This is a genomic window from Actinomadura sp. KC06 (genome assembly GCF_004348735.1).
Classification (GTDB): Bacteria; Actinomycetota; Actinomycetes; order Streptosporangiales; family Streptosporangiaceae; genus Spirillospora.
Genome location: NZ_SMKT01000069.1, coordinates 16,225 through 42,847 on the forward strand (window position 1 = coordinate 16,225; position 26,623 = coordinate 42,847).

25 protein-coding genes are annotated in these 26,623 nt (G+C 72.7%); 14 read left to right on the forward strand and 11 right to left on the reverse strand.

All coding sequences use genetic code 11. The features are described from left to right. The first annotated feature begins 313 nt into the window (after positions 1-313). The 4 genes from E1287_RS22205 (at position 314) to E1287_RS22220 (ending at position 3,775) form a co-directional block, all read left to right on the forward strand. On the forward strand, positions 314-658 hold the full coding sequence (locus E1287_RS22205; RefSeq protein ID WP_131966973.1) for a histidine triad nucleotide-binding protein: 345 nt from the start codon (positions 314-316) through the stop codon (positions 656-658). 296 nt (positions 659-954) lie between these two features. Further along, entirely contained in the window at positions 955-1,932 is a 978-nt protein-coding gene (locus E1287_RS22210) for a PhoH family protein (protein WP_243719325.1), read from the forward strand. Continuing rightward, positions 1,932-2,417 carry an rRNA maturation RNase YbeY gene (gene ybeY, locus E1287_RS22215; RefSeq protein WP_131966975.1) on the forward strand — a complete coding sequence of 162 codons (486 nt, stop codon included), beginning with the start codon at positions 1,932-1,934 and terminating at the stop codon, positions 2,415-2,417. Before E1287_RS22210 ends, ybeY begins: the two co-directional genes overlap by 1 nt. Further along, positions 2,417-3,775: a hemolysin family protein gene (locus E1287_RS22220; RefSeq protein WP_131966976.1), complete on the forward strand. Its 1,359-nt coding sequence runs from the start codon at positions 2,417-2,419 to the stop codon at positions 3,773-3,775. Before ybeY ends, E1287_RS22220 begins: the two co-directional genes overlap by 1 nt. Before the next feature lie 48 nt (positions 3,776-3,823). Here the strand turns inward: E1287_RS22220 and E1287_RS22225 are convergent, their stop codons facing one another. Further along, positions 3,824-4,159, reverse strand: a complete 336-nt coding sequence (locus E1287_RS22225; protein ID WP_131966977.1) for a cytidine deaminase — start codon at positions 4,157-4,159, stop codon at positions 3,824-3,826. A gap of 142 nt (positions 4,160-4,301) precedes the next feature. Here E1287_RS22225 and E1287_RS22230 point away from each other — a divergent pair, with 142 nt between their 5' ends. From E1287_RS22230 to era, 3 genes are all read left to right on the forward strand, one after another. Next, positions 4,302-6,434, forward strand: coding sequence for an MMPL family transporter (locus tag E1287_RS22230; RefSeq protein WP_131966978.1), 2,133 nt, complete (start codon positions 4,302-4,304; stop codon positions 6,432-6,434). Positions 6,435-6,487: 53 nt separating this feature from the next. After that, entirely contained in the window at positions 6,488-9,835 is a 3,348-nt protein-coding gene (locus E1287_RS22235; RefSeq protein ID WP_131966979.1) for an AfsR/SARP family transcriptional regulator, read from the forward strand. A gap of 74 nt (positions 9,836-9,909) precedes the next feature. Then, the gene (gene era, locus E1287_RS22240) at positions 9,910-10,833 is read left to right on the forward strand and encodes a GTPase Era (RefSeq protein WP_243719321.1); all 924 of its coding nucleotides are present in this window, start codon (positions 9,910-9,912) and stop codon (positions 10,831-10,833) included. Here the strand turns inward: era and E1287_RS22245 are convergent. Next, positions 10,824-11,672 (reverse strand): hypothetical protein, encoded by an 849-nt coding sequence (locus E1287_RS22245; protein WP_131966981.1) that lies wholly within the window; start codon positions 11,670-11,672, stop codon positions 10,824-10,826. The two genes, era and E1287_RS22245, sit on opposite strands and share 10 nt — an antisense overlap. A 102-nt stretch (positions 11,673-11,774) precedes the next feature. On the opposite strand from E1287_RS22245, the gene E1287_RS22250 reads away from it, so the two are divergent. The 3 genes from E1287_RS22250 (at position 11,775) to leuA (ending at position 15,105) form a co-directional block, all read left to right on the forward strand. Further along, entirely contained in the window at positions 11,775-12,386 is a 612-nt protein-coding gene (locus E1287_RS22250) for a hypothetical protein (protein WP_131966982.1), read from the forward strand. A 1-nt stretch (position 12,387) separates the two neighbouring features. Further along, a complete protein-coding gene (ddaH, locus tag E1287_RS22255; protein ID WP_131966983.1) occupies positions 12,388-13,188 on the forward strand; it encodes a dimethylargininase in 801 nt (266 codons plus the stop codon). A 189-nt stretch (positions 13,189-13,377) separates the two neighbouring features. After that, on the forward strand, positions 13,378-15,105 hold the full coding sequence (gene leuA, locus E1287_RS22260) for a 2-isopropylmalate synthase (RefSeq protein ID WP_131966984.1): 1,728 nt from the start codon (positions 13,378-13,380) through the stop codon (positions 15,103-15,105). A 292-nt stretch (positions 15,106-15,397) separates the two neighbouring features. Here leuA and E1287_RS22265 read toward each other — a convergent pair whose 3' ends face one another. Both E1287_RS22265 and E1287_RS22270 read right to left on the reverse strand, forming a co-directional pair. Further along, positions 15,398-15,649 carry a protealysin inhibitor emfourin gene (locus tag E1287_RS22265; RefSeq protein WP_243719323.1) on the reverse strand — a complete coding sequence of 84 codons (252 nt, stop codon included), beginning with the start codon at positions 15,647-15,649 and terminating at the stop codon, positions 15,398-15,400. A 4-nt stretch (positions 15,650-15,653) separates the two neighbouring features. Continuing rightward, positions 15,654-16,694 (reverse strand): M4 family metallopeptidase, encoded by a 1,041-nt coding sequence (locus E1287_RS22270; RefSeq protein WP_131966985.1) that lies wholly within the window; start codon positions 16,692-16,694, stop codon positions 15,654-15,656. 186 nt (positions 16,695-16,880) lie between these two features. On the opposite strand from E1287_RS22270, the gene recO reads away from it, so the two are divergent. Together recO and E1287_RS22280 are read left to right on the forward strand one after the other, a co-directional pair. Then, a complete protein-coding gene (recO, locus tag E1287_RS22275; RefSeq protein WP_131966986.1) occupies positions 16,881-17,645 on the forward strand; it encodes a DNA repair protein RecO in 765 nt (254 codons plus the stop codon). Continuing rightward, on the forward strand, positions 17,642-18,448 hold the full coding sequence (locus E1287_RS22280; protein ID WP_131966987.1) for an isoprenyl transferase: 807 nt from the start codon (positions 17,642-17,644) through the stop codon (positions 18,446-18,448). Before recO ends, E1287_RS22280 begins: the two co-directional genes overlap by 4 nt. A gap of 185 nt (positions 18,449-18,633) precedes the next feature. Here the strand turns inward: E1287_RS22280 and E1287_RS22285 are convergent, their stop codons facing one another. The 7 genes from E1287_RS22285 to E1287_RS22315 form a co-directional block, all read right to left on the reverse strand. After that, positions 18,634-19,059 carry an OsmC family protein gene (locus tag E1287_RS22285; RefSeq protein ID WP_131966988.1) on the reverse strand — a complete coding sequence of 142 codons (426 nt, stop codon included), beginning with the start codon at positions 19,057-19,059 and terminating at the stop codon, positions 18,634-18,636. An 87-nt stretch (positions 19,060-19,146) separates the two neighbouring features. Beyond that, on the reverse strand, positions 19,147-20,784 hold the full coding sequence (locus E1287_RS22290; RefSeq protein WP_131966989.1) for a M4 family metallopeptidase: 1,638 nt from the start codon (positions 20,782-20,784) through the stop codon (positions 19,147-19,149). 275 nt (positions 20,785-21,059) lie between these two features. Further along, positions 21,060-21,446, reverse strand: coding sequence for a transcriptional repressor (locus E1287_RS22295; protein ID WP_131966990.1), 387 nt, complete (start codon positions 21,444-21,446; stop codon positions 21,060-21,062). Between the two features lie 18 nt (positions 21,447-21,464). Next, positions 21,465-22,364, reverse strand: a complete 900-nt coding sequence (locus E1287_RS22300; protein WP_131966991.1) for a metal ABC transporter permease — start codon at positions 22,362-22,364, stop codon at positions 21,465-21,467. Further along, positions 22,361-23,083, reverse strand: coding sequence for a metal ABC transporter ATP-binding protein (locus E1287_RS22305; protein WP_131966998.1), 723 nt, complete (start codon positions 23,081-23,083; stop codon positions 22,361-22,363). The genes E1287_RS22300 and E1287_RS22305 overlap by 4 nt, the downstream gene beginning before the upstream one ends. 77 nt (positions 23,084-23,160) lie before the next feature. Beyond that, a complete protein-coding gene (locus tag E1287_RS22310; protein ID WP_131966992.1) occupies positions 23,161-24,114 on the reverse strand; it encodes a metal ABC transporter substrate-binding protein in 954 nt (317 codons plus the stop codon). Between the two features lie 63 nt (positions 24,115-24,177). After that, positions 24,178-24,486 (reverse strand): DUF6703 family protein, encoded by a 309-nt coding sequence (locus tag E1287_RS22315; RefSeq protein WP_131966993.1) that lies wholly within the window; start codon positions 24,484-24,486, stop codon positions 24,178-24,180. 109 nt (positions 24,487-24,595) lie between these two features. Here E1287_RS22315 and E1287_RS22320 point away from each other — a divergent pair, with 109 nt between their 5' ends. Both E1287_RS22320 and E1287_RS22325 read left to right on the forward strand, forming a co-directional pair. After that, positions 24,596-24,880 carry an antibiotic biosynthesis monooxygenase family protein gene (locus E1287_RS22320; RefSeq protein ID WP_131966994.1) on the forward strand — a complete coding sequence of 95 codons (285 nt, stop codon included), beginning with the start codon at positions 24,596-24,598 and terminating at the stop codon, positions 24,878-24,880. A gap of 190 nt (positions 24,881-25,070) precedes the next feature. Further along, entirely contained in the window at positions 25,071-26,606 is a 1,536-nt protein-coding gene (locus tag E1287_RS22325; protein ID WP_131966995.1) for a DUF1906 domain-containing protein, read from the forward strand. Positions 26,607-26,623 lie beyond the last annotated feature (17 nt).

Consider the following 26,623-nt stretch of genomic DNA (forward strand, 5'->3'; position numbering starts at 1 on the left):
CGGCGTGGATCGGGCGATCCCGGCCCCGGTCCGAGCGCGTCGCGATGCGGGCGCCAGGCGGTATGCCTGTCGCCGAGCGCCGCGGACCGGGGGGTACGCCTTGAGCTGACAACCTTAACCATTGGCCGGTCGGAATGCCGCCGGCATTGGAAGGTCGATCGGGCACCGATTCTATCGACTGCGGGACGCCGCGAGTGACGTTCGCGCGCGCCTCGATAGGATTCCGGGGCGGTCACGGTGCGTCCGCGTGCGTCCGCGAAGGGCGAGCGCGCCCCCCGAGGGAGGACGGGCCGCCGCCGGCGAGGGGAGACAGATGACCGACTGCCTGTTCTGCAAGATCGTTTCCGGAGACGTGCCCGCCAAGATCGTCCGCGAGTCGGCGGGGACGGTGGCGTTCCGCGACATCAACCCGCAGGCGCCGACGCATGTGCTGGTCATCCCGCGGGTCCACCATCCGACCGTCGCGGAGCTCGCCGCGTCCGACGCGGAGCTGCTGGCCGAGCTGGTCCGCGAGGCCCACCAGGTCGCCGTCGGCGAGGGCGTCGCCGAGACCGGGTACCGCGTCGTGTTCAACACCGGCGCGCAGGCGGGCCAGACGGTGTTCCACGTCCACGCGCACGTGCTCGGCGGCCGTGGCCTCAACTGGCCGCCCGGCTGACCCGTCCGCCCCGTCCGACCCGGCTGCCGACCCGGCCCGGCCGCCCGACCTGCGCCTGCGCGCCGTCCGCGCCACGCGGAAAATCCAACGGCGTCCTGTCGGGGGCGGCCAGTACGATGGAACCGACACACCTGGACACCCGGAGCAGACAGAAGGCAGGTCGGAGAGGCCGCAAGGCCCGGCTGATGGTCGAATCAACTCACACGAGGTCCACCCCCGCCTCGCCCCGGACGGGACGCGACGACCAGGACGGCTCGCGTTCCCAGATCAAGATCGTGGTGCCGGACGACCATTCGATGGTGAGCCTGCTCGGCTCCCGGGATGAGCTCCTCCACGCGATCGAGGGCGCGGTCGGCGACGACCTCGACATCCACGTCCGCGGCAACGAGATCACCGTGACCGGCCCGGAGGCCGAGACCGATCTCGTCTCCCGGCTCTTCACCGAGATGCTCGAACTGCTGAAGGGCGGCACGCAGCTCACCCCCGACGCCGTCGAGCGCAGCCTCGCGATGCTGCGCGGCGAGACCGGCGCGCGTCCCGCCGAGGTCCTCACGCTGGACGTGCTGTCCAGCCGCGGCCGGACGATCCGCCCGAAGACGCTGAACCAGCGCCGCTACGTCGACGCGATCGACAAGCACACGATCGTGTTCGGGATCGGCCCCGCCGGCACCGGCAAGACGTACCTGGCGATGGCCAAGGCCGTTCGCGCCCTGCAGGACAAGCAGGTCAACCGGATCATCCTGACGCGCCCGGCCGTGGAGGCGGGGGAGCGGCTCGGGTTCCTGCCGGGAACGCTCTACGAGAAGATCGACCCGTACCTGCGGCCGCTGTACGACGCGCTGCACGACATGGTCGACCCCGACTCGATCCCGCGCCTGATGGCCGCCGGCACCATCGAGGTCGCCCCCCTCGCCTACATGCGCGGGCGGACGCTCAACGACTCGTTCATCATCCTGGACGAGGCGCAGAACACCTCGCCCGAGCAGATGAAGATGTTCCTCACCCGGCTCGGGTTCGGCTCGAAGGTCGTGGTGACCGGCGACGTCACCCAGGTCGACCTGCCCAACGGGCAGCTCAGCGGGCTGCGCGTCGTCCAGGACATCCTCGACGGCGTGCAGGACATCCACTTCTGCCGGCTCGACAGCCGCGACGTCGTCCGGCACCGGCTGGTCACCGACATCGTCGACGCCTACAACCGCTACGACGAGTCGCGCGTCCCGCAGATCAAGCAGGGCGCGGCGGGCCGGGACGGGTCACGCAAGCGGAGGCGGTAGTGAGCATCGAGGTGCTGAACGAGTCCGGCGTGCCCGTCGACGAGAAGGCCATCGCCGGGCTGTCGCGCCACGTCCTGGACGGGATGCGCGTCCACCCGCTGGCGGAGCTGTCGGTCCTGCTGGTCGACGAGGCCGCGATGACCGAGCTGCACGAGAAGTGGATGGACGAGCCGGGCCCGACCGACGTGCTGTCGTTCCCCATGGACGAGCTGCGCCCCGGCCACATGTCCGGCGGGTCCGGCGGCTCCGACGAGGAGGGCGAGACCGACCCCGGGCTGCTCGGCGACGTCGTCCTGTGCCCGGCGGTCGCCGCGAAGCAGGCGCGCAAGGCCGGGCACAGCACCGGGGACGAGCTGGAGCTGCTGTGCGCGCACGGCATCCTGCACCTGCTCGGCTTCGATCACGCCGAGCCGGAGGAGCACCGGGAGATGTTCGGCCTGCAGGCCGAGCTCCTGACCTCCTGGCGGGAGAAACGCGGCGGCTGATGAGCACCGCGCAGGCGTGGCTGTCGGCCCTTGCGGTGGGCCTTGTCCTCATGGCGGGCCTGCTGGCCGGCGCCGAGGCGGCGCTCGCACGCGTGTCCCGCGTCACCGTCGAGGAGGTCGTCCGCGAAGGGCGGCGCGGCGCGAAGAAGCTCGCCGAGGTCGTCGCCGACCCGGCCCGCTACGTCAACATGGTGCTGCTGCTGCGCATCGGCTGCGAGCTCGTCGCCACCGTGATCGTCGCCGACCTGTGCATCTCCTGGCTGGACGAGACGTGGCGCGCCTACGTCACCGCCGCCGCGATCATGATCGTGGTCAGCTATGTGGTGATCGGGGTCGGGCCCCGCACGCTCGGCATCCAGCACGCCGACCGGGTCGCGCTCGCCGGCGCCGCCGTGATCCACCCGGTGACGCGGGTGTTCGGGCCGCTGCCGCGCCTGCTGATCCTGCTCGGCAACGCCCTGACCCCCGGCAAGGGGTTCCGGGAGGGCCCGTTCGCGTCCGAGGCTGAGCTGCGCGACCTGGTCGACCTCGCCGAGCAGCGCAGCCTGATCGAGCCGGTCGAGCGGGAGATGATCCACTCGGTGTTCGAGCTGGGCGACACCCTCGTCCGCGAGGTGATGGTGCCGCGCACCGACATCGTGTTCATCGAGCGGGGCAAGACGCTCCGGCAGGCGATGTCGCTCGCGCTGCGCAGCGGCTTCTCCCGCATCCCGGTCGTCGGCGAGAACGAGGACGACGTCGTCGGGATCGCCTACCTGAAGGACGTCGTCCGCCGCAGCCAGGAGCACCGCGAGGGCGAGTCGGTGGAGACGGTCGACTCGGTCATGCGGTCCGCCACGTACGTCCCCGACAGCAAGCCGATCGACGAGCTGCTCCGCGAGATGCAGGCCCGCCGCATCCACCAGGCGATCGTCATCGACGAGTACGGCGGCACCGCGGGCCTCGTCACCATCGAGGACATCCTGGAGGAGATCGTCGGCGAGATCACCGACGAGTACGACCGGGAGACCCCGCCCGTCACGTGGCTGCCGGACGGCGCCGTCCGCGTCACCGCCCGCCTCCCCGTCGAGGACCTCGCCGAACTGTTCGACGTCGAGATGGACGTCGAGGAGGTCGAGACCGTCGGCGGTCTCCTGGCGCACGCGCTGGGGCGCGTCCCGATCGAAGGCTCCACCGCCGAGGTCCGCACCGACGACGGCGGCCCCGTCCTGTCCCTGAAGGCCGAGACCATAGCGGGCCGCCGCAACCGCGTCGGCACTGTGCTGGTCCGGGTGGGCGGGTCTGCCCGGGGGAGCGACTCCCCGGACCCCCCGTCACGAGCCGGTCGATCCTCACGCCACGGCTCGGGCCCGTCCTGACCGTGCGGGTCGCGTCGTGGCGCGGTAACCCGTGACCCGGCCGGAGTATCAGTCGAGGGTGTTGGTGAGGGTGCCGTTGGGGGCGGCGACCAGGATGGGGGCCTTGGGGCCCAGGTCGCGGACGGCGGTTATGTCGGACGCGTCCGGGGCGTCGGCCTTGGTGACGACGGCGGCGGCCTCCAGGTCCTCGGCGCCGCTGGACACGGCCATCGCGACGGCCACCTTGAGGGCCGACAGCTTCAGGGACGGCAGGTCGACGCTCGTCGCCGAGTAGGTGCGGCCCGTCTCGTCGCGGACGGCGGCGCCCTCGGCGGCGCCCGTCCGGGCCCTCGCCGACCTGGCCAGGGTGATGATCTTCGCGTCCTCGGCGTTCAGCTCGCTCACGCCCCAAGCGTACGGGCATCGCAGCGTACGGGCACGGCGCGGGCGCCTCGCAAGTGAGCGCCAAGTGGACGGCAAGAGCGGCGCGCGATCCTCGGAACGGTCGGACAGTGCTGTCCGGAAGACGCCGTATGGGGGAGAAGAGATGTCCCGTCTGCTTTACCGCCTTGGCAAGGCCGCGGCCTTGCGTCCGTGGCGGTTCATCGCCGTCTGGCTGGTGCTCATCGGCGTGGTGGCCGGTCTCGCGGGCACCGCGGGAGGTGCGCTGCACGACAACTACACACTGTCCGGGACGGGGTCGCAGCGGGCCACGGACCTGCTGGAGGAGCGGTTCCCCGCGCTGTCGGGGGCGGACGCCCGAGTGGTGGTGCACGCCGAGTCCGGGAAGGTGGACCAGGCGGCGCTGGCGACGGCGTCCGGGGAGTTGCGGAAGTTGCCGCACGTCAGCACGGTCGACTCGCCGCGGCCGAGCGCGGACGGTGCGACCGCGCTGATGACCGTCCGGTATTCGGTGCCCGTCACGGAACTCGAGCCGAAGCCGACGCTCGATCTCCTGCGGGGGGCCACGGACAACCTGGACGACGCCGGCTACCAGGTGGAGTTCGGCGGCCAGGTGCCGGAGAACGTGACCGCGCCGGGCGGCGTCGCCGAGGCGATCGGGGTCGTGGCCGCCCTGGTGATCCTGCTGCTGGCGTTCGGCTCGGTGGTGGCGGCGGGCCTGCCGCTCGTGGTGGCGCTGGCGGGGCTCGGCGCCGGCGTGTCGGGGGTGACGCTGCTGGCGGCGTTCACCGACGTCGCGACCACGGCGCCGACACTCGCGATCATGGTGGGGCTGGGCGTCGGCATCGACTACGCCCTGTTCATCCTGACCCGGCACCGGGAGGGGCTCGCGGCGGGGCTGGACGTCCCCGAGGCGGTGGCGCGCGCCAACGCCACGGCCGGCCTGTCGGTGATCTTCGCGGGGTCCACGGTGCTGCTGGCGCTGTGCGGGCTGGTCCTGTCCCGCGTCCCGGTCTTCATGACGATGGGCTTCACCACCGGGCTCGTCGTCGCGACGACGGTGCTGAGCGCGGTCACGCTGCTGCCCGCGGTGCTGGGCCTCGCCGGGCGCCGGGTGCTGCGCCGCCGCGACCGGGCCGCCGGCGCGACGATCACCGTCGAGTCGCCGCGGGTCAGGCGCTGGGCCGAGCACGTCGGGCGGCACCCGTGGCCGTGGCTGCTCGCCGCGTTCGCGCTGATGCTCGCCCTCGCCGCGCCCGCGCTCGGCATGCGCACGTGGCCGAGCGACGCCAGCAGCGAGCCGACGTCCAACACCGTCCGGCAGGCGTACGACCTGGTCGAGGACGGCTACGGCGCGGGCGCCAACGGCCCGCTGCTCGTCGCCGTCGACCTGACCAAGGTCGACCGGAGCGCCCTGCCCGGCCTGGGCGAGCGGCTCGCGAAGACGGACGGTGTCACGTCCGTCGCGCCGCCGCAGGTGTCCCCGAAGGGCGACGCCGCCGTGATCATGGTCACGCCGGAGTACGGGCCGCAGGACGAGCGGGTGACCGGCCTCGTCGACCGGGTCCGCGCGGACGCGCTGCCGCCGGGCGCCGAGGTCACCGGGCTCACCGCCGTGTACACGGACCTGTCCCGGGTGCTGTCCGACCGGCTCTGGCCGGTGATCGGCGCGGTCGTCGCGACCTCGTTCATCATGCTGATGATCATGTTCAGGTCGCTGCTGGCGCCGCTGAAGGCGGCCGTGATGAACCTGCTGTCGATCAGCGCCGCGTACGGGGTGCTGACCGCCGTGTTCCAGTGGGGGTGGGGTGCGAGCCTGCTCGGGCTCCCGCACAGCGTCCCGGTGTCGAGCTTCATCGTGCTGCTGATGTTCGCGGTCCTGTTCGGGGTGTCGATGGACTACGAGGTCTTCCTGCTGTCGCGGATCAGGGAGGAGTGGCAGCTGCACGGCGACGCGCGCGCCTCGGTGTCCACCGGCCTCGCCGCGACCGGCCGGGTGATCACCAGCGCGGCACTGATCATGGTGGCGGTGTTCCTCGGCTTCGCCGCCGATCCCGGGCTGGTGATCAAGCAGATGGGGGTGGGCCTCGCGGTCGCGGTGGCGCTGGACGCGACGATCGTCCGGCTGGTGCTCGTCCCGGCCACGATGTCGCTGCTCGGACGGGCCAACTGGTGGCTGCCGAGGCCGCTCGCCCGCGTCCTGCCCGACATCGACCTGCACGGCGGCGCCGCGCCCGCCGCCGAGTCCGAACGGGAACGGGAGCCCAGCCCCGCCTGATCCGGGGAGTTGATCGCAGCGGTACGGGATGTCCCGGTTAGGCTGATCGGGACATGTCGACCGTGGTACGCGTTCTCGGGGCCTTCGGCGCCGAGGTGGCGGGTGTGCCCGCCGACCTCGGCGGGCCCCGGCAGCGCTCGGTCCTGGCCCGTCTCGTCGCCGCGCGGGGCCGGATGGTGCCCGCCGACACGCTCGTCGAGGACCTGTGGGCGGGCACGGCCCCGTCCCGCGCCGCCGCCGGGCTGCAGTCGTTCGTGTCGCATCTGCGGCGGGCGCTGGAGCCGGACCGCCCGCCCCGGACGCCCGCGCGGATCCTCGTCACCGAGCCGCCCGGGTACGCGCTCCGGCTGCCGGACGGGAACGTCGACGCGTGGCGGTTCGAAGCGCTGATCGACGAGGCCGCCGACCTTCTGGACGCGGCCCCGCAGGAGGCCCGCCGCCGCGCGGAGCGGGCGCTCGCCGAGTGGCGCGGCCCCGCCTACGCCGAGTTCGCCGACCTGCCGTGGGCCGCCGCGGAGGCCGCCCGGCTGGACGAGCGCCGCCGCCTGGCCGTCGAGCGCCGCGCGGAGGCGATGTTGAAGCTCGCGTCCGCCGCCGAGGCCGTCCCCGACCTGGAGACCCACGCCGCCGCGAACCCGCTGCGGGAGGAGGCGTGGCGGCTGCTGGCCCTGGCCCTCTACCGCGCCGGACGGCAGGGCGACGCGCTCGCCGCCCTCCGCCGCGCCCGCGCGGCCCTCACCGAGGAACTCGGCGTCGATCCGGGTCCTGCGCTGCGGCGCTTGGAGGCCGACATCCTGGCCCAGTCGCCCGCCTTGGGGGAGCCCGGGCCGGTCGAGGAGCCGGAACGGTCCGTCCTGCGGCTGGCGCCCGAGCCCGGCGACACGCCTGAGAGCGCGTTCGTCGGACGGGTCCCGGAGCTGGCCCGGCTGGAGGACGCGGCCCGGGACGCCGTCGCGGGCTGGGGCGGCGTCGTCCTCATCGGCGGCGACGCGGGCATGGGCAAGACCGCGCTCACCGAACGGTTCGCGCGCGGCCTCGCCGACCAGGGCTGGACGTGCGCGTGGGGCCGCGCGCCGGAGACCGGGGGAGCGCCCGCGGCCTGGCCGTGGGCCGAGCTGCTCCGCGAGCTGACGGCCGCCGCGCCGCCCGACGACGTGCTCGCCGCCCGCCTCGCCCCCCTCCTGGACGACGGCGTCATCGGAGGCGCCGGAGCCGACGTCAGCACGGGACGGTTCCGCCTCCACCTCGCGGTCGGCGACTACCTCACCGGGCTCGCCGACACCGCGCCGCTGCTCCTCGTCCTGGACGACCTGCACTGGGCGGACGAGGAGACCCTCGCGCTGCTCGTCCGGCTCGCCGGGCGGCTCCGGGAGCGTCCCGTTCTGCTGCTGACCACGTTCCGGAGCACTGAGGTCCCCGAACGGCTCGCGACCGCGCTCGCCGCGCTCGCCCGGCACGAACCGGCGCGCATCGACCTGCGCGGGCTGTCGTCGCCCGAGGTCGCCGCGCTGGTCCGCGGCACGTGCGCCACCAGCGTCGGCGACGCCGAACTGGAGGTGATCGCCGAGCGGACCGGCGGCAACCCGTTCTTCACCCGCGAGACGGCCCGGCTCCTCGACGCCGAGGGCCTGCCCGCCGCGACCCGCCGGGTGCCCGCCGGCGTCGGGGACGTGCTGCGCCGCCGCATCGCCCGGCTGCCGAGCCCCGTCCAGGACGTCCTGCGGGACGCCGCCGTCGTCGGCCGCGACGCCGACCTGCGCGTCCTCGCCGACCTCGCCGGGGACGAGGACACCGTGATCGACGCCGTCGAGGCGGGCCTCGCCGGCGGCCTCGTCACCGAGCCCGGGCCGGGCCGGATGCGGTTCGCGCACGCCCTCGTCCGCGACACCCTCTACGAGGCGATCTCCCGGGCCCGCCGCACCCGGCTGCACGGCCGCGTCGCCGCCGCGCTCGAACGGCACGCGCCCGGCGAGGTCGCCGCGATCGCGCACCACTACCTGGAGTCGGGCGCGGACCCCGCGAAGGCCGTCCGGTACGCGCGGCGCGCCGCCGAGGCCGCCGAGGCCCGCTTCGCGCACGGCACCGCCGCCGGGCTGTGGGTCCGCGTCGTCGAGACGCTGCGCGCCGAGGGGCCGGGCGCGACCCGCGACCGGCTGGCCGCCGAGGTCTCCGCGATCCGCGCCTCCGCCCTCGCCGGGAACGTCGTGGACGCCCGCGAACGCCGCCTCGCCGCCATCCCCGACGCCCGCGCGCTCGGCGACGTCCGGCTGCTCGCCCGGATCATCGCGAGCTTCGACGTCCCCACGCTGTGGACGAGCCGCGAGTACGGCACCCTCGACAACGACATCGTCGACGCCACCACCGAGGCGCTCGCCCGGCTCCCCGCGGACGAGCCCGAGCTGCGCGTCCGGCTGCTGACCACGCTGGCGATGGAGCTGGAGGGGGAGCCGCACGACCGCGGCGTCACCGCGTCCGCGGCGGCCGTCCGGACGGCCCGCGACCTCGGCGTCCCCGAGCTGATCGCCGTCGCGCTGAACGGCGCCTACTTCAACTCCTATCGCACCGCGGAGGGCCTGGCCGAGCGGCGCCGGCTCGCCGCCGAGCTCCTCGACCTCGCCACCCGGCACGACCTCGGCGCCTACCGCGTCCTCGCCCACCTGCAGGTCCAGCAGGCCGCCGTCGCGGAACTCGACCAGACCGCCGCGTACCGGCACCTGGAAGAGGGACGGCAGCTCGCCGACCAGTACGGCCTGCCGCTGCTGGCGGAGATCGGGTTCTGGGAGGCCGAGCTCATCCACGCGTTCCGCGCCCCCCTCGACGAGGCGGAGCGCGTCTACGAGCGGCTGAACGGCACCATCGGCCGGATCAGAATCTGGTCCAGCGAGCGCGGCATGGGCGTCCTCGGCCCGTTCTGCGTGCGGCTCGTGCAGGGCCGCGCCGGGGAGATGGTGGACGAGGCCGCCTGGCTGCACCGGCAGTGGAGCCACGTCGGCGCCACCGCCGACCTGCACGCGCTCGCGCTGGTCGGGGCGGGCCGCACCGCCGAGGCCCGCCGCGTCGTCGCCGGGGCCGGGCCCGTCCGGCCCGACTACTTCTTCGACCTCACCATGCCGGTGCGGGGCCTGCGCGCCATCGCCCTAGGCGACCGCGACCTGGCCGAGGACGTTTACGCGGCGCTGCTCCCGTACGCGGGGCAGTTCTCGGGTGGCGCCACGTCCGTCGCCACGGTGGGCCCCATCGCGCAGCTCCTCGGCGACCTCGCCCTGTTCCTCGAACGTCCCGCCGAGGTCGCCGCCGGGCACTACCGCCAGGCCGCCGAGGTCGCCGGCCGCGCCGCGACCGCCCACTGGGTCGAAGAGGCGAACGCGTCCCTCGCCCGCCTCGGCACCCCCGCCGCCTGACCGTCCTCCAGCTCCCCACCCACCGCGATCCCCGGATGGCGGGAGCCCGCCGTCCCGTGCGCGACAATTGGGGGGTGACGACATGGGAAGACGGGGCGCCCGAGGGGCACCGAGCGGGGTTCGCGTGCTTTATCGGGCGGCCGAACGTCGGCAAGTCGACCCTGATGAACGCCCTGGTCGGGACCAAGGTCGCGATCACCAGCAGCCGTCCCCAGACGACGCGGCGGGCGATCCGGGGGATCGTGCACCGCCCGGACGCGCAGCTCGTCGTCGTCGACACCCCGGGCCTGCACAAGCCCCGGACGCTCCTCGGCGAGCGGCTCGACAGCCTCGTCCGGTCCACGCTGACGGAGGTGGACGCGATCGGCTTCTGCGTCCCCGCCGACCAGCCCGTCGGCCCCGGCGACAAGTACATCGCGCGGGAGTTGGCCGCGGTGAAGAAGACGCCGGTCGTCGCGATCGTGACCAAGACCGACCTCGCCTCGCCCGAGCAGGTCGCCGAGCAGCTCCTCGCGGTCGGGCGGCTGGGCGAGTTCGCCGACATCGTGCCGTGCTCCGCCGAGCGGGGCTTCCAGGTCGACCTGATCGGCGACCTGCTGATCTCCCATCTGCCGGAGGGCATGCCGCTCTACCCGGAGGGCGACCTCACCGACGAGCCCGAGCAGATCATGATCGCCGAGCTGATCCGGGAGGCGGCCCTGGAGGGCGTCCGGGACGAGCTGCCCCACTCCATCGCCGTCGTCGTCGACGAGATGAACCCACGCGAGGGACGCGACGACCTCATCGACATCTACGCGCACCTGTACGTCGAGCGCTCCAGCCAGAAGGGGATCATCATCGGGCACAAGGGCTCGCGGCTCCGGGAGGTCGGCGCGGCGGCGCGGCGGCAGATCGAGGCGCTGCTCGGCAGCAAGGTCTTCCTCGACCTGCGCGTCAGCGTCCTCAAGGACTGGCAGCGCGACCCCAAGCAGCTCCGCCGGCTCGGCTTCTACGACTGATCCGTCTTGGACTCGCCCGTTTCAGCCTTCGGTTCGTCGGCCTTCGGGGCGTCCTGGTCGTTCGCTCCAGATTCCTGCTGTTCAGGTTCGTGGCGTCCCCAAGCCTGGTCTTCCTGAGGCCAGGCGGCGTACGGGTCGGCTTGATCCTGCTGGCCCGTGTAGGTGTAGTACTGCTGACCTTCGTAGTACTGCTGGCTCGCGTAGTTCTGCTGGTCGGCGTACTGCGGGTAGTACTGGTCCGGACGGCTGCGCGGCTTCGACACGCGCTCGCCGATCGGACGGGCCAGGCTGAACCCGACCACCAGCAGCGACGCGATGACCGCGAGGTACCAGCCGTAACGGACGGTGATCTGGTAGCCGACGTCCAATCCCGTCCGGGGGAGGTTGTCGCGGACGTCGCCGAGCCGCAGCACGAACAGCCCGCAGACCAGCAGGGTGAGCGTGCCGGGGATCGCGGCGAGGCCGCCGATCCGCGCGTCCCGTCCGGCCAGGTCCCCGAACGCGAGCGCGATCGCGACCACCGCCAGGACCGGGACGGCGAGGACCATGTCGTCGGCGTCGATGCCGGCCACGCTGCCGAGGTCGCGGCCGATCGGCTGCCCGAACAGCTCGACGACGACCTGCGCGCGCGCCCACGGCATGAACGCCGACACCAGCAGCGCCCCCGCCGCGACGATCATGGCGATGATCCAGGCGAGGCCGCGCGCCGGCGGCGCCGGAAGCGGTGCGGGGACGGCCTCCGCCGGGTCCTCGCCGGCCGGCGGATAGCCGTCGACGGGCGGCAGGAAGGACGGGCGCGCGCGTGCGCGTCCCGCGTCGGAACCCAGGTCACCGGTCATGGACCCAGCGTAAATGCACCGACGGCATTGCCCGGGACGGCCACGTCGGGGCCCGGCGGTCGGTAGTTTGGAACGAAGTCCGTTATGGGAGGGAGAGCCCCGGTGTTGCTCGTTTTCGGCCTGACGGCGGTGTTCCGCACGGTCAGCGAGGGGACGTTCCACTGCCCGCAGTGCGGCGGTGACCGTGCCTACCGGAGGCGTACCGGGCGGCGCTGGCTCTCGGTGTTCTTCGTCCCGATGGTGCCGCTGTGGCGGCTCGGGGAGTCCGTGACGTGCCGGACGTGCCGGGGCCGCTTCCCGGTCTCCGCGCTGCGGACGCCGACGTCCCAGCAGATGGCGGAGACCCTCGCCGCGGGCATGCGCGCCGCGGCGGCCCTGGTGCTGCGCGCCGGCGACCCCGCGGACGCGGCAGCCCGAGCCCGCGCCGCCGAGACGGTAACCGGCTACGGCGAGCCCGAGTACGACGGGGACGCCATCGACGCCGACCTCGCCCTCCGCCGGACGTTCCTGGAGCGGGAGGTCGCCCGCGCCGGCGCCCAGCTCGCCGTGGAAGCCAAGGAGTGGTTCCTCGCGCAGGCCGTCCGGATCGGGCTGGCCGCCGGGCCGCTCGGCGAGGGGGAGCGGCGCGAGCTGCACGGCGTCGCCGACCTACTCGGCATGTCCCCCGCGTACGCGCTGGGCGTGATCGTGACCACCGAAGGGGCGTCGCGCTGACATGAGGCCCGCCGGCGCGCCCGCGGCCAGCCCCGCGGAGACGTTGAGACCCGCGGGAAGGGCGCTGGTCCGCCCGCCCGGCCCCCGGCTGGCGGACGCGATCGTCACCCACGCCGCCCGCCGTCCCGTGGACGTCGCGCTCGCGGCGCGCCAGCACGAGGCGTACGTCGCGGCGCTGCGGTCGGCGGGCTGGCGGGTCGGCGCCGTCGCGGCGGCCGACGACCAGCCCGACGCCGTGTTCATCGAGGACCCGCTGGTCGTCTGCGGCGACGTCGCGATCATCGGCCGGTCGGGCGACGCGCGCCGCCGGGGCGAGGCGCCGGGCGCGGAGCGGGCCGCGCGGGAGCTCGGCCTGCGCGTCGAGCGCATTGAGGAGCCCGGCACCCTGGACGGCGGGGACGTCCTGCAGGCGGGCGACACCGTCTACGTGGGACGCGGCGCCCGGACGAACGAGGAGGGCATCTGCCAGTTCGCCCGGCTCGTCGGCGGCCGGAAGGTCGTCCCGGTCGCCACCCGCGGCTGCCTGCACCTGAAGTCGGCGATGACGGCGCTCCCGGACGGCGGCCTGATCGGCCTGCCGGACCTCGTGGACACGTCGGTGCTGCCGGGCCTGCGGGTCGTCCGGGAACCGGCGGGGGCGCACGTGGTGGTCCTCGGGCCCGATCACGTGCTGATGGCGGCGTCCGCGCCGCACACCGCGGCGCGGCTCGCGGCGGACGGTCTGCGTGTCACCAGTGTGGACATCAGCGAGTTCGAGGCCCTCGACGGCTGTGTGACCTGCCTCTCCGTCCTCGTCCCGTGAAACGGGCGCGTCTCAGCATCTGGACGCCGGTTACCGGAACACGGATGTCATCTGTTAGCTTGACGACCGTGTTGCGCGAGCTGCTCCTCCTTAGCGGCCGCAGCGGGGGCCTCTGACAGGCCGGCTCCCTCGCTGCGGGACTGCGACGTGCACGTCGGCCGCGAGGTTCGAGCAGAAGGATCCCACCGGATGTATCCGCAACAGCAGTCTTCGGGCATGCCCGTCCACCGCTACCGCCCGTTCGCCCCGATCAAGCTCGCCGACCGCACCTGGCCGGACGCCGTCATCGCCGAGGCGCCGCGCTGGTGCGCGGTCGACCTGCGGGACGGCAACCAGGCCCTGATCGACCCGATGGACGCCGATCGCAAGCTCCGCATGTTCGAGCTGCTGGTGCGGATGGGCTACAAGGAGATCGAGGTCGGGTTCCCGGCGGCCAGCCAGACCGACTTCGACTTCGTCCGGCAGATCATCGAGGAGGGCCGCGTCCCCGACGACGTGGTGATCCAGGTGCTGACGCAGGCCCGCCCGGAGCTGATCGAGCGGACCTTCGAGTCGGTCCGCGGCGCGAAGCGGGCGATCGTCCACCTGTACAACTCCACGAGCACGCTGCAGCGCCGCGTCGTCTTCGGCCAGGACCGCGACGGCATCACCGCCATCGCCGTCGAGGGCGCCAAGCTGTGCGCCAAGCTCGCCGAGGGCATGGACGACACCGAGATCTACTTCCAGTACTCGCCGGAGTCGTTCACCGGCACCGAGCTGGAGTACGCGGTCGAGGTCTGCAACGCCGTCAACGACGTGTGGAAGCCGACCCCGGACCGAAAGGTCATCGTCAACCTGCCCGCCACCGTCGAGATGGCCACGCCGAACGTCTACGCCGACCAGATCGAGTGGATGAGCCGCCACCTGGCCTACCGCGACTCGGTGATCCTCTCGCTGCACCCGCACAACGACCGCGGCACCGCCGTCGCCGCCGCGGAGCTGGGCTACATGGCGGGCGCCGACCGCATCGAGGGCTGCCTGTTCGGCAACGGGGAGCGCACCGGCAACGTGTGCCTGGTCACCCTGGGGCTGAACCTGTTCACCCAGGGCGTCGACCCGCAGATCGACTTCTCCGACATCGACGAGATCCGCCGCACGGTCGAGTACTGCAACCAGCTGCCCGTCCACGAGCGGCACCCCTACGGCGGCGACCTGGTCTACACCGCGTTCTCCGGCTCCCATCAGGACGCCATCAACAAGGGCCTGGACCACCTGCGGCGCGACGCCGAGGCGGCCGGGGCACCGGTGGACGAATACCGCTGGGAGGTCCCGTACCTGCCGATCGACCCGCACGACGTCGGCCGGACGTACGAGGCCGTGATCCGCGTCAACAGCCAGTCCGGCAAGGGCGGCGTCGCCTACATCATGAAGACCGAGCACTCCCTGGAGCTGCCGCGGCGGCTGCAGATCGAGTTCTCGCGCGTCGTCCAGCAGCACACCGACGACGAGGGCGGCGAGGTCACCGCCGAGCTCATGTGGGACATCTTCCAGCGCGAGTTCCTCACCGGCGGCCCCCGCGTCGGCCTGCTCGCGCACCGCACGACCTCGCGGGTGGACGAGAAGGACGCGATCAGCTGCGACATCCGGGTGGACGGCGAGATCCGCGAGATCGAGGGCGTCGGCAACGGCCCGGTGTCGGCGTTCGAGGACGCCCTCGCCACGGTCGGGATCGGCGTCCGGGTCCTGGACTACGCCGAGCACGCGATGAGCGCCGGAGGCGACGCCCGCGCCGCCGCCTACGTCGAATGCGACGTCCGGTTCGGCGACGGCCCCGGCACCACCGTGTGGGGCGTGGGCATCGACGGCAACATCGTCACCGCGTCCCTCAAGGCGATCCTGTCGGCCGTGAACCGTATCGCCCGCGCGCAGGAGAACTGAACGCCAAGGGGCCGCGGGCACTCCCGCCCGCGGCCCCACCCCGGTCCACCTGCATGATCCGAACCCCGCCCCGCCCCCGGCAGATTGAACCTCAACCACCGGCCACGGGCATGCCCGTTGCGCTCGCAGGGCTCGCTCCGCGTGCCTGCCCGGCGCGCCGCGTCCCCGCAGCGCCGCGTCCCCGCAGCGCCGCGTCCCCGCAGCGCCGCGTCCCCGCAGCGTAGGGAGCGCCGGCGACCGGAGCGAGGAGACCCGTGCCGCGCAGCCGGGGGTCTGGGGGTCGCCCCCCAGATCAACTGCGCCCGAGGACGTGGTGGACCAATTCGCGCAGAGGGCCGTTGAGTTGTGCTTCGCCGACGGTGGCGCGGTCGCCGTCGATGTCGATTTCGTACAGGAACTGGTCGGGGATTCGGCCCGGCGGCGGGATCGCCTTCAGATCCACGCGGCCGACGAGCCTCGTCAGCATGGGATCGCTCGCGCTGTCGGACTCGGCGCGGCGCTCGATCCCCGCGAACCCCCCGCTGCGGACGACTGTCACTTTCACTGTGCTATCCGTTCGCCTCCGTTTGGACGCCTACCCCCGTCCAGGCCCGGTTCACCGCCTTCGTCTCGGCCGCGGCGGCCCCGTAGAGGCGAGTCGCGGACTGGACGGTCGCGGCGGCGAACTTGGCGAAGTCGACGTCGGTGGCCAGCGTGCCACCGGTGAGAGTGTCGTACCAGATCCGACCCGCTTTCTCCCAGGCATTCCCGCCGATCTCGGTTGCGGCGAGGTAGAAGGCCCGGTTCGGGATGCCCGAATTGATGTGGACGCCGCCGTTGTCGCGGTAGGTCTCGACGTAGTCGTCCATGTGGCCGGGCTGCGGGTCCTTGCCGAGCTGCGGGTCGTCGTAGGCGGTGCCGGGCTCCTTCATCGAGCGGAGCGCGACCCCGTTGATGCCCTTCGCGAGCAGGCCCTGCCCGATGAGCCAGTCGGCCTGGTCGGCGGTGTGCTTGTGGTGCCACTGCTTGATGAGGGAGCCGAACACGTCCGAGAGGGACTCGTTGAGCGCGCCGGACTGGCCGTAGTACTCCAGGTTGGCGGTGTACTGGGTGACGCCGTGGGTGAGTTCGTGGCCGGTGATGTCGATCGGGCCGGTGAACGACGTGAAGACGACGCCGTCGCCGTCCCCGTACACCATCTGCTCGCCGTTCCAGAAGGCGTTGTCGTACTTGTCGCCGTAGTGGACGGTCGAGATCATCTGGAGGCCCGCGCCGTCGATCGAGTTGCGCCGGTGCGCGGCCTCGAAGTAGTCGAAGGTCGCGCCGAGCCAGTCGTAGGCCTGGTCGACGACCTTGTCGCCGGTGGCGGGCGCCCCCTCCGCGCGGACCGTCCGGCCGGGCAACTCCTCGCGGTTCCCCGCGTCCTTGATCGTCCGGTTGGGGACGAAGTCCTCGGAGGGGGCGGGGGCCGTGGCCGGGAGCGTCCGGCGTTCGGTGGCCTGCAGAGAGCTGAGGGCCAGGGTTCGGCGGGCGCGGGCGCGCAGGGCCGGATCATCGGCGTCGTGGGCGATGCGTTCCAGCATGTGCGGCGGCACGATGTGGCATCTCATGCCACAACGCTGCCAGCTCCCTGTGATTCGAGCCACAACTTTCCACATGACGCTACGGCCGAATCCGGTCACGGTACGTAATTGTTATACGGCGCTGTGGGCACGGGCCGGGGGACTTGTGGAGATGCTGGGGAGATGCCCCGGCTTGGCGGCGAGTCACGCGGTGACGTGCGTCAGAATGAACGGGTGACCCTCTACCGCGACGAAGGCATCGTCCTGCGCACCCAGAAGCTGGGCGAGGCCGACCGCATCGTGACGGTGCTGACCCGGCGCACCGGCCGGATCCGCGCCGCGGCCAAGGGGGTCCGCAAGACCAAGTCCCGGTTCGGCGCGCGGCTGGAGCCGTTCACCCACGTCGACCTGCAGTTGTACGAGCGGCGCTCGCTCGACCTGATCACGCAGGCGGAGACGCTGCGCCCCTACGGGGAGGCGCTCGTCGCCGACTACCCCCGCTACACGGCGGGGACGGCGATGCTGGAGACCGCGGACAAGCTCGCCGGCGAGGAGGGCGAGCCCGCGCTGCGGCAGTTCCTGCTCCTCGTCGGCGGGCTGCGGACGCTCGCCGAGCGCGCCCACGACCCGCGGCTCGTCCTGGACGCGTACCTGCTGCGCTCACTCTCGGTCGCCGGCTGGGCGCCCGCGCTCGACGAGTGCTGCCGCTGCGGCGACCGCGGCGGGCTGCGCGGGTTCGCCATCGCGGCGGGCGGCGCGGTCTGCGCGACCTGCCGGCAGCCGGGCGCCGCGACCCCGGCGCCGCCGACGTTCGCGCTGATGCTGGCGCTGCTGCGCGGCGACTGGGAGTACGCCGACGGCAGCGAGCAGCGGCACCGGACGGAGACCAGCGGCCTCGTCGCCGCCTACCTCCAGTGGCATCTGGAGCACGGCATCCGCTCCCTGCGCCATGTAGAACGTGACGACGGGACCACCGACACCACCAGGGAGAGAGTTTGAGAAGGGCCGTTTCGCCTCCGGAGCCGCATCGGGACGGCGCCGTCCCGCCCCCGATCCCCTCGGATCTGGTGCCGCGGCACGTCGCCATCGTCATGGACGGCAACGGCCGCTGGGCCAAGGAGCGCGGGCTGCCGCGCACCGAGGGGCACAAGCGCGGCGAGGACTCGCTCTTCGACGTGATCATGGGCGCGATCGAGCTCGGCGTCCCGTACCTGTCGGCGTACGCGTTCTCCACCGAGAACTGGAAGCGCTCGCCGGACGAGGTGCGCTTCCTCATGGGCTTCAACCGGGAGGTGATCCGCCGCCGCCGCGACCAGCTCCACTCGATGGGCGTCCGGGTCCGGTGGGCGGGCCGGCGGCCGCGGCTGTGGCGCAGCGTGATCAAGGAGCTGGAGACGGCCGAGGAGATGACGCGCCACAACGACGTCCTCACCCTGCAGTTCTGCGTGAACTACGGCGGCCGCGCCGAGATCGCCGACGCCGCCGCGGCGATCGCCCGGGACGTCCGGGACGGCCGCCTCAACCCCGACAAGATCACCGAGAAGGTCTTCGCCCGCTACCTGGACGAGCCCGGCATCCCGGACGTGGACCTGTTCCTGCGCTCGTCGGGGGAGCAGCGCACGTCCAACTTCCTGCTGTGGCAGTCGGCGTACGCGGAGATGGTCTTCCTCGACACCCTCTGGCCGGACTTCGACCGCCGCCACCTCTGGCACGCCTGCGAACTCTACGCGTCCCGAGACCGCAGGTACGGCGGCGCTGTGCCTAATGCAGTGGGTGCGGTTCAGGCGCCTGGGGGCGCCTGAACCGCACCCACTGCGTGCGATCGCTGCATCGCTCCGGCTCGCCTGGCGGCTCGCTGCGCGATCAGGTTTCTCGCAAGCTCGAAACCTGCCTTCGGACGCGATCGCGACGCTTCAGGTCGGCGCGTGGCCAGGGAAGCGGCTGGGCTTGGTGCGCCAGCTCTCCCGGCCGGGCTATGCGATCGGGGTTAGACCAGGGCGGCGTCCAGGGTGATGGTGGTGCCCGCTAGGGCTTTGCTGACCGGGCAGCCGGCCTTGGCGTCCTGGGCGGCCTTTTCGAAGTCGGCCGCGGACAGGCCGGGGACGCTCGCCCGGACGGTCAGGTGGATGCCGGTGATGCCCTCGCCCGGCTGGAAGGTGACCTCGGCCTTGGTGTCCACCTTCTCCGGGGGCGTCCCGGCGCCGGCGAGGCCGTGCGACAGCGCCATCGAGTAGCAGGTGGAGTGCGCGGCGGCGATGAGCTCCTCGGGGCTCGTCCGGCCGTCCGGCTCCTCGGACCGCGATGCCCAGGTCACGTCGTAGGTGCCGAGCTTCGAGGAGTCCAGCGAGACGGTCCCCTGGCCGCTGAGCAGCGGCCCTTCCCAGTGTGCGTTTGCGGTACGTGTCGTAGCCATGCCCCCGATTCTGTCGCATGGCCACGGCACGCAGATCATGAACCACCCGATAGGGGCCCGGGGGCGTTCCCGGGCCCCTATCGGTGTCTAGCCGACGTTGACCGCCGACCAGGCGGCGGCCACGGTGCTGTACTGCGCGCTGCCCGCGCCGTACAGGTCTTTGGCGGCGTTCAGGGTCGCGGTGCGCGCGCCCTTGTAGTCGGTCGAGGACGTCATGTACGTGGTCAGCGCCCGGTACCAGATCTTGGTCGCGGCGTCCCGGCCGATGCCCTTGACCGTGGAGCCGTTGGACGTGGGGCTGTTGTAGGCGACGCCGTTGATCGTCTTCGCGCCGCTGCCCTCGGCCAGCAGGTAGAAGAAGTGGTTCGCGACGCCCGACGAGTAGTGCACGTCGACGTTCTTGGTCTCCGACGACCACGCGTCATGGGAGCTGCCGTCCTTGCTGGGCTTGTCCATGAAGCGCAGGGCGCGCCTGCCGAATCCGGGCAGGACGACCTCCTCGCCGACCAGGTAGTCGCCGACGTCGGCCGGGTTGTTCGCGTAGAACTCGACGGCGGCGGCCATGATGTCGGACGTCGCCTCGTTCAGCCCGCCGGACTCGCCGCTGTAGGTGAGGTTCGCGGTCGCGCTGGTGACGCCGTGGCTCATCTCGTGCGCGGCGACGTCCAGGGACGTGAGCGGCCCGAGGTTGGTGCCGTCGCCGTCGCCGTAGGTCATGCAGAAGCACGAGTCGTCCCAGAAGGCATTGGCGTAGCCGTCGCCGTAGTGGACGCGGTTGAACGACCCCTTGCCGTCGCCGTTGATGCCGCTGCGGCCGAAGACCTTCTTGTAGAAGTCCCAGGTCATGCTGGTGCCGTACTGGGCGTCGACGGCGACGGTGGCGCGGTGCGCGGTGGTGCCGCTGCCCCAGTGGTTGTCGGCGTCGGTGAAGACGGTCGCCGGGGCGCGCCGCAGGCACCAGACGAGGACGCAGAGGTCGGTCTGGTTCTCGGCGTCGCCGGTGTAGGTGCCGCCGCGGGACGGGTCCTTCAACTGGTACGTCCCGCCGGACTTGGTCGTCTCCAGCGGAACGGTCCCGCTGTAGAGCGACCTGCCGTCGCCCGCCTCGGTGCGGATCATCTCCTCGCGCAGCAGGACCTTGCCGGTCGCGGCGTCCACGGACGTCAGGACGCGGCTGGGCGTGCCGTCGGCCTGCCTGCCGACCGTCTGGACGCGCCAGGCCAGGCGCGGCTTGTGGTCGGCGGTGCGGGCCTCCACGACGAGCGCGGGCGAGCCCTCGGCCTTGCGCTGCCCGGTGACCGCGCGCTTCTTGGCGGTCGAGGCGCCGACCTCCGGACGGGAGTCGGCCGGTTTCGCGGCGAGCGAGCCGCTGCTGCCGCGCCACGCGCCGGACGCCGACTGGTGGACGACGATGTCCCCGCCCAGCACCGGGAGCCCGTCGTACGTGCGCGTCATCCGGGTGTGCGAGTCGCCGTCGCGATCCAGGAGGACCCGGACGACCTTGAACGCCTGGCCGTCCCCGGCGCGGATCTCACCGGCGTGGCCGGCGAGCGCGTCCAGCGCCCGTTCCGCGGCCCGCACGGCGGCGGACGAGTGCGGCCCCGGCGGGGACGGTGCTTTCGCAGTGATGTCGGCGGAGGCGGGAACGACGGTACCGGCGGTCGTCAGCAGGGTCGCCGCGGCCAGCAGGACGGTCCGTCGGCTGGTGAACGCCCGTCTTGTCATGAACGCCCTCTCGTGCGGGCGCCACGCCCCCCGAAGGGCCCGCCGTCGGGCCTTGCCGTGGCGATGAGGACATTTATGACATAGGCGTACTCATAAGTAGATGTAGCAATGTGCCAAGGATCGCCTACGGAGGGTGTGAATTCCGAACCTTGTTCGGTGGCGGGGCGTCACCTATCGGGTGCACCGCGTGTCGTCGCCGGGGCGATCTTCAGACGCGCGTCGCCGGGCGTTCTTGAGGCCCGCGCGCCGCCGGGCGGTTCCTCCGGATCGGCGCGTCAGCCGGACTTGGCGATGCAGTCGGCGCAGGTGCCGAAGACCTCGACGGTGTGCGTGATGTCGCTGAAGCCGTGCTCCGCGGCGATCGCCTCGGCCCAGCGCTCCACGGCCGGGCCCTCGACCTCGATCGTCCGGCCGCACCCGCGGCAGACGAGATGGTGGTGGTGCTGCTCGGTGCGGCAGGCCCGGTACACGGCCTCACCCTCGTCCGTGCGCAGCACGTCGACCTCGCCCGCGTCGCTGAGCGCCTGCAGCGCCCGGTAGACCGTGGTCAGGCCGATCTTGGATCCGTCGGCGCGCAGATCGGCGTAAATGTCCTGCGCGCTGCGGAAACCCTCGGATCCGGTCAGCACCTGCCGCACCGCGTCCCGGCGGGCCGTCGTCATCCCCCAAGCACCTCCGCGTCATCCCCCCATCACCTCGGCGTCCACGCGCGTCTCGACGCCGGAACCGGCCGCCGCCGGGACGGTCTCCCCGGACGGGCCGGTCCGCGCGCGTCTTCGGCGCACCAGCGTGCCCCCGGCGACCGCGGCGACGAACAGCGCGAGCGCCAGCAGCACGATCGAGGGGCCCGGAGGCAGATCGTACTGGAAGGAACCCGCCAGGCCCGATACGGCCGACAGTACACCGGTCGCCATCGCGACCAGCATCGTCCCACGGAATCCCCGCGTGAGCTGCTGCGCCGCCGCCACCGGGACGATCATCAGCGCGCTGACCAGCAGCAGCCCGATCGCCCGCATCGAGATCACGACGGTGACCGCGGCGGTCGCGGCGATCAGCACGCTCAGGAACCGGACGGGCAGCCCCGACGCGCGCGCCACTTCTTCGTCCTGGCACAGCAGGAACAGCTCGCGGCCGAACAGCGCGACGATCCCGAGCACCGCGGCGGCGAGGCCCGCGACCACGTACAGATCGGTGACGGTCACGCTGGTGATCGAGCCGAACAGGTACGACTGGAGGCTCGTCCCGCTGCCGCCGTTGGCGTTGGTGAGGATCACGCCGCCCGCCAGCCCGCCGTAGAACAGCAGGGCCAGCGCGACGTCCGCGCCGCTGCGGCTCCGGGCCCGCAGGACCTCGATCGCCACCGCGCCCAGCACCGACACCACCAGCGCGCCGAGGACGGGCGAGGTGCTCGTGAGCAGGCCCAGCCCGATGCCGGTCAGCGCGATGTGGCCGATGCCGTCGCCGAGCAGCGACAGCTTGCGCTGGACGATGAACGTCCCCACGGCCGGGGCGGTCAGCCCGATCAGCACCGCCATCACCAGGGCGATGCGCATGAAGTCGTACTGCAGCATGTCGCTCACACGGGCCTTCCCGTAGCCGTGTCCTGCGTTGGGTACTCCCGGACGGCGGTCTCCTGGACGGCGGTCTCGCGGACGATGCGTCCGTGCCCCAGCTCGACCGTGCGTGTGATCAGCGGTTCCATCGGGCCGAGTTCGTGGGTCACCAGGACGACCGTCCGCCCGGCCCCGGCCAGCTCGTGCAGCGCGGAGGCGAGGGCGGCCTGGCTGTGCGCGTCCACGCCCGCCGTCGGCTCGTCCATCACGAACACGTCGGGCTCGCCCGCGAGCGCCCGTGCGATCAGCACGCGCTGCTGCTGGCCGCCCGACAGCAGATGCGCGGAGTCGCGGGCGTGATCGGTGAGCCCGACCGTCGCGAGCGCGCGATCGACGGCGGCCCGGTCGGCGGCCCGGTCGTTGAAGACCGCGGGCCTCCAGCGGGACCGCCGCCCCACCCGTCCGGACGACACGACCTCGCGGACGGTGGCGGGCACCCCGCCGCCCATCGGCAGCCGCTGCGGGACGTACCCGATCCGCCGCCAGCCGCGGAACCGCGCCGGCGGCGTGCCGAAGATCTCCGTTCGCCCGGCGGCCAGCGGGACCAGCCCGAGCAGCGCCTTGACCAGCGTGGACTTGCCCGCGCCGTTCGGCCCGAGGACCGCGAGCACATCGCCGGTCTCGACCCGCAGGTCGACTCCGGCCAGGACCTCGCGGCCGTCCCGCCGGACGAGACCGCCCGTCATCGCGAACGGCGGCGCGTGATCGGGCGGCGGCGCCTGATCGGGCGCCTCCTGGCGGGACGGGGGATTCGGGTCGTCTTTCATGAGCACTCCAGCGCCGGACGCAGCGTCCGCAGGTTCTCGGCCATGATCGTCATGTAGTCGCCGTCCGAGCCGTCCTCGATGCCCTCGACCGGGTCCAGCACGGCCGTCCGCACGCCCGCCTCCCGCGCCAGGGACCGCGCGACCTTCGGGCTGACCAGCGTCTCGGTGAAGATCGTCGTCGCGCCGATGGACGACACCTGGCGCGTCAGGGCGGCCATCCGCTTCGGGGACGGCTCGCTCGCCGGATCGACGCCGGCGACCGGGATCTGGCGCAGGCCGTAGCGGTCCGCGAGGTAGCCGAACGCGCCGTGCGCCGTCACGATCTCCCGGCGCTTGCAGGACGCCAGGCCGTCGCGGAACTCCCGGTCGAGCGCGGTCAGCCGGGCGGCGATGGCCTCGGCGCGCTGCCGGTAGCCGGGCGCGCGGGCGGGGTCGGCGGCGGCCAGCCGGTCGCCGAGCGCGGTCGCGATGGCCGCCATGCGGCTCGGGTCGAGCCAGATGTGCGGGTCGTAGTCGGCCTCCTCGTGGCGGACGCCGTCGTGGGCCTCTTCCTCGCTCTCGGTCTCCTCCGGCGGCGGCAGCTTCCGGACGACGCTCGCCGCGTCCAGCGACCTGCCCTTCGCGTGCAGCCGGACGGCGTCGTCCACGGCCGGCTGGACGCCCTTGACGTGGACGGCGTAGTCGGCGTCCGCCACGTTCGCGACCTGCCGGGCCGTCAGCTCCAGGTCGTGCGGCTCGGTTCCGGGCTCGGTGAGCGTCCGGACGAAGACGTCGCCGCCGCCGACCTGCTCCGCCAGCCACGCCACCGGGTAGAACGACGCGACCACCACGGTCTTGCCGGGCGGGACGTCGGCGCCCGCGTCCGCGCAGCCCGTCAGCCCGGCCGCGAGCCCGGCCAGGGCCAGAGCCGCTGCGGGAAGGGCACGCCGGGGGTCACGGTAGCGAGGCACCCGCCGATTATGGCGACGATGAAAATGGTTGTCAAAATCGAGAGTGCCTGGTCAGGGGCCAGGTCAGAACTGCCCGATGCCGCGCCCCAGCGCGAACGCCACCAGGAGCGCCAGCGCCGCGACGCGCAGCGCCTTGCCTGAGCCGTCCAGCGCGGGCCAGTTCAGGAAGGCGAACCAGGCCAGCGCCAGCGCCAGGACCAGCACCGCGGCGGCCGCCACCCAGCCCGTCCCGACCATTCCGATCACCAGCAGCACGAACACCGCGACGAGCAGCACCCACCGCGGCAGCCGGTGCAGGAACACCACCGGCGCCGCGCTCCACCGCTCGACCGCCGACCGCAGGCCCGTGCCCTGCTCACCTCTCGTCTCCACGTGCCCAACGTAACCGAATCCATTTCATCCTCGGTGGTTGAACGGCTCGGGCGCTGAGAAAGGCCGGATGAGATAAATTCGCTGCCCCTCGCCCTGCCAGGATGGTCCGATGATCGCGATAACCCGGTACCGCGTGCCAGGCGAGGACGCCGACGGCTTCGCCGAACGCATGACCGCGGTGCTGACGGCGCTGTCCGCCAGCCCCGGATTCCGCTCCGGGCGCCTCGGCCGGACCGTCGACGACCCCGGCCTGTGGGCCCTCGTCACCGAATGGGACGGCGCCGGGCACTACCGCCGCGCGCTCGGCCAGTACGAGGTGCGCCTCCAGTTCATGCCGCTCGCCGTCATGGCCGTGGACGAACCGGGCGCCTACGAGATCATCACCTCCCGCTGAGACGCCACCTCCCTTGAGACGACACCTCCGTTGAGAGACAGCGCGTCCGGTCGACGGCACGTCTTGATCAAGGTGCGTCTGCATAGGGGAAACGGCGGGGCAAGAAGCGTTCCGGGCCGGTTTCGCGGCGTCCGGTCAAGGTCATCTTTGCCGCATCACGATCATGCCGTGCCCGTTCGGGGGAGATGTGATGCGCCATGCCGTCCAGTCCAGCGCCGTCTGGTCCCGTGCCGCCCTGTTCGGCGGTCTGGCCGTGCTGGCGGCCGTCCCGCCCGTCGTCGCGGCCGTCAGGACGTCCTCCGCGCGGCCCGCGTCCCACCAGGCCGCCGCGCTGAGCGACAGGCCACGGGTGGACGTGCCGCGCGTCGTCGAGTACCGCGGGCTGCGCGTCACCGTCCCGGCGGGGTGGGAGGTCCACGACCTCGACCGGGATCCGGCGCGCTGCGTCCGCTACGACCGGCACGCCGTCTACCTCGGCCGCCCCGGACCGCAGCCCGACTGCCCGGCCCGCCTGGTCGGACGCACCGAGGCGGTCCACATCCAGCCCGCGGACCGCACGCGGACCGCCGGGCACGGGCGCGCGTCCCGGACGGTCGTGCACGGCTCTCAACTCGCCACGTTCGAACTCCCGCAGACCGTCGACCATGAGGCGCGGCTCACCGTCCCCGAGGCCGACGTCACCATCGCCGGCGTCTACGGGACGGACCCCGCCGCGCTTCAGCAGATGCTCCGCAACATCCGCCTGTCCGCCGCATCGAATGTCGGCTCGCGTGCGTCCATGCCGTCCATGCCGTCCGTGCCGTCAACGCCGTCAACGCCGTCACGGCCGTCCGTGCCGCCTGTACCGGACGTGCCGCCTGTGCCATCGGTGCCACCCGCGCCGCCCGCGCCATCGATGGCTCGCGCGGGATTGGCGGCGCCCGTGCCGTCGGTGCCGCCACCTCCGTCCGTGCCCTCCGTGCCGTCCATGCCGTCTGAGCAGGACATGCCGCATGGAAGGCCCGAAAAGTCGGACGCCGCTGCTCCGCCGCTGCTCGACCGCCGTCCGTGGGTGCGGGGCAAGGGGTTCGACACCTGCACGGCCCCGTCCCTGGCGGCCATGAAGGCGTGGCGGCCCTCGTTCAAGGTCACCAACATCTACATCGGCGGCGCGGCGCGCGGGTGCGCGCAACCCAACCTCACCAAGAGGTGGGTGAGGGAAGTCCGCGATATGGGCTACCGCATCACGCCCACCTACGTGGGGCTCCAGGCGCCGTGCAGCAGCCGTCCGCAACAGTTCACCGCGAAGAACGCCGCGTCACAGGGCGCCAGGTCCGCCGTGGACGCCGCACGCAAGGCCCGGAGGCTCGGCATCCCGAAGGGCGCCCCCATCTACTACGACATGGAGGCGTACAAGAGCAAGAACCCCGGCTGCAAGGCCGCGGTCCTGCGATTCGTGGACAACTGGGTCCGGAGGTTGAAGAAGACCGGGTACGAGCCCAGCCTTTACAGCAGCGTCAAGTCCGGCATCCGGGACGTGGGACGCGCCGACGGCATCAGCAAGCCCGTCGCCGTCTGGTTCGCCAACTGGGACGGCAGGGCCAAGGTGTACGGCGACCCGTTCATGCCGGACCACTGGTGGAGCCCGCACCGCCGCATCAAGCAGTACCGCGGCGGCCACAGGGAGACGCACGGCGGCGTCACCATCAACATCGACAGCAACATCGTCGACGGACGCGTCTACTAAGCCCACCCGGCAAGCCC

What these genes read in the sequence shown, in the direction of transcription:
- E1287_RS22205 (WP_131966973.1), top strand. Translation starts at nt 314, where the DNA reads ATGACCGACTGCCTGTTCTGCAAGATCGTTTCCGGAGACGTGCCCGCC.
- E1287_RS22210 (WP_243719325.1), top strand. Translation starts at nt 955, where the DNA reads ATGGTGAGCCTGCTCGGCTCCCGGGATGAGCTCCTCCACGCGATCGAG.
- E1287_RS22220 (WP_131966976.1), top strand. Translation starts at nt 2,417, where the DNA reads ATGAGCACCGCGCAGGCGTGGCTGTCGGCCCTTGCGGTGGGCCTTGTC.
- E1287_RS22230 (WP_131966978.1), top strand. Translation starts at nt 4,302, where the DNA reads ATGTCCCGTCTGCTTTACCGCCTTGGCAAGGCCGCGGCCTTGCGTCCG.
- E1287_RS22235 (WP_131966979.1), top strand. Translation starts at nt 6,488, where the DNA reads ATGTCGACCGTGGTACGCGTTCTCGGGGCCTTCGGCGCCGAGGTGGCG.
- E1287_RS22245 (WP_131966981.1), bottom strand. Translation starts at nt 11,672, where the DNA reads ATGACCGGTGACCTGGGTTCCGACGCGGGACGCGCACGCGCGCGCCCG.
- ddaH (WP_131966983.1), top strand. Translation starts at nt 12,388, where the DNA reads ATGAGGCCCGCCGGCGCGCCCGCGGCCAGCCCCGCGGAGACGTTGAGA.
- leuA (WP_131966984.1), top strand. Translation starts at nt 13,378, where the DNA reads ATGTATCCGCAACAGCAGTCTTCGGGCATGCCCGTCCACCGCTACCGC.
- E1287_RS22270 (WP_131966985.1), bottom strand. Translation starts at nt 16,694, where the DNA reads ATGAGATGCCACATCGTGCCGCCGCACATGCTGGAACGCATCGCCCAC.
- E1287_RS22285 (WP_131966988.1), bottom strand. Translation starts at nt 19,059, where the DNA reads ATGGCTACGACACGTACCGCAAACGCACACTGGGAAGGGCCGCTGCTC.
- E1287_RS22290 (WP_131966989.1), bottom strand. Translation starts at nt 20,784, where the DNA reads ATGACAAGACGGGCGTTCACCAGCCGACGGACCGTCCTGCTGGCCGCG.
- E1287_RS22295 (WP_131966990.1), bottom strand. Translation starts at nt 21,446, where the DNA reads ATGACGACGGCCCGCCGGGACGCGGTGCGGCAGGTGCTGACCGGATCC.
- E1287_RS22305 (WP_131966998.1), bottom strand. Translation starts at nt 23,083, where the DNA reads ATGACGGGCGGTCTCGTCCGGCGGGACGGCCGCGAGGTCCTGGCCGGA.
- E1287_RS22320 (WP_131966994.1), top strand. Translation starts at nt 24,596, where the DNA reads ATGATCGCGATAACCCGGTACCGCGTGCCAGGCGAGGACGCCGACGGC.
- E1287_RS22325 (WP_131966995.1), top strand. Translation starts at nt 25,071, where the DNA reads ATGCGCCATGCCGTCCAGTCCAGCGCCGTCTGGTCCCGTGCCGCCCTG.